At 40.8% G+C, this 1,953-nt stretch carries 2 protein-coding genes; both read left to right on the forward strand.

The window, feature by feature from the left end; translation table 11 throughout:
- Positions 1 to 828: relaxase/mobilization nuclease domain-containing protein (locus HMPREF0673_RS05895; protein ID WP_007899399.1), on the forward strand; the 828-nt coding region annotated here is incomplete at its 5' end.
- Between the two features lie 32 nt (positions 829 to 860).
- Positions 861 to 1,616, forward strand: coding sequence for a hypothetical protein (locus tag HMPREF0673_RS05900; protein ID WP_040596524.1), 756 nt, complete (start codon positions 861 to 863; stop codon positions 1,614 to 1,616).
- Positions 1,617 to 1,953 lie beyond the last annotated feature (337 nt).

Genomic DNA, 1,953 nt, shown 5'->3' on the forward strand with positions numbered 1-1,953 from the left:
CAAAGTTTTGAGCTGCAAAGACAGCTAAATCCAAGGATTAAGAAGCCTGTGGGACACATTGCACTCAGTTTCAAGCCCGGGGACAAGCCACGTTTGACGGATGATTCCATGGCTAAGATAGCCCTTGAATACATGCAGATGATGGGGATAAAAGATACTCAATTCATCATCGTAAGGCATCACAACACCGACAATCCACATTGTCATATCGTGTATAACCGCATCAATAACGAGGGCAAGCTCATATCAGACAGGAATGATTACAGGTGTAATGAGCAAGTGACCAAGGCTCTAAAATCCAAGTATGGGCTGACCTACGGAACTGACAAGAGCAAGACTAACACTCGCAAATTGCGCAATGCGGAACGTGCCAAATACGAGATTCACAATGCCGTCAATGATGCTTTGAAAGTCGCAGATAGCTGGCAAAAGTTCAAGAGTGGGCTTGCAAAACGAGGTGTTCTCTTGGAGTTTGTCTATAAGGACAAGGAGCGAACCAAGGTTCAAGGCATCCGTTTTTGCAATGATGGATATAGCTTCAAGGGTACGCAGATTAGCCGAGACTATAGCTTTGGCAAACTGAATGCAAGATTTGAGGGAACGGAGAACCATGTATCAGCAAGAGCCATTTCTACTCAACAATATGAGCAAGGTAGTTTCAAGGACGAGCTGTTGCCATTCATGTCGGAGAGCAGCCTGAACCCATGGAATGGTATTTCTTCCATAGGACTTTTTGCTCCTGCCAATGCACAGACCTTTGAGCAATTCCCAGAGGATGAATCATCCAAGAAAAAAAAGAAGAAACGCAGAAGAGGCTTTAGCCTTTGATGCAAGTCATAAACTTAAAATTAGAATCGAACATGAAAGAAGAAATGTTAGAAGCCATCTACGGCACAGTTGAGAGATTGGAGCAAAAGGTCGATGAACTTTCTGCCTCACCAAAGAATACAGAGGCGGAAAGCACTCCGGTCTCTGTAAGTGTTGATACAAGCAAACTTGAAAAAGCTATTCTTGCTATGGCTGTAAAAGAAGGGGAAGCTATTGACAAATTGGTAAGATTAAGAGAGGCTATCTGTATCTTTACCGACCTTACCAAGAAAGAAGCAAGCAAAGATGAACAGCGAAGCAAACTCTTGTTTGATACCATTAATCAGGTGAAACAAGAGCTGAATGCCACATCAAAAAATGTGCAGGACAAACTTCACTCAATGGATAACACACCTCTGAAGAAAGTAGTGACTCATCGCTTCGAGCCAACTTCAAAGTATGTTCTTCTTTTCATTGGAGGCTTGGCTCTATCTCTTGTCATCTCCATTTGGGGCAACCTAGCCCAATGGCGAGAGTATCAAGCTTGGGAGGTAGCAGATTTGAAATATCGGGCATTGAAGATGGTTCTTCCATCTGACGACCCCAATGTTCGATACATCGAAAAGCATTTTTCTGTTTGCCGAGATGAGAAAGTTATAGATGATGTAAGAAATCGTGTTGCTGCCTACGAGGATTCTATTCGCCATCATCATGAAATGGTTGAAATGGCTACTTATAAAGATAGTATAGCCAATAAGCTTTTGCAAGAATCAAATCGCATAAAACGTGCTATGAAAAGCTCAAAATAAAGTTTCTGGAAACTAACTAAACTAAATGAGAGGGAAATAAACTTAATACATTCCCCTCTCATTTATTTAGTGTAATTTTGGAATATAATCTTTATCCCTTTATAATAAGGACATTGGGAGGATTGTCCGATTTTGAGGTAACGAATTGCCAACCGTTCTTGTTGCTGCATTCTGCTCTGATATGCTTTCTTGGCATCTCGTCTATGCTACAAAACGTTCTGAAATTTGCTGTGCTTTCACTAACGAGTGCGATTGTAACTGAATCAATATAGCAGAAATACGGTCTATTCTATTCATTTTGCATCTTTAATTTGAATATTTGAATCTTCAATAATAA

The organism is Leyella stercorea DSM 18206 (genome assembly GCF_000235885.1).
GTDB lineage: Bacteria > Bacteroidota > Bacteroidia > Bacteroidales > Bacteroidaceae > Prevotella > Prevotella stercorea.

What these genes read in the sequence shown, in the direction of transcription:
- HMPREF0673_RS05900 (WP_040596524.1), top strand. Translation starts at nt 861, where the DNA reads ATGAAAGAAGAAATGTTAGAAGCCATCTACGGCACAGTTGAGAGATTG.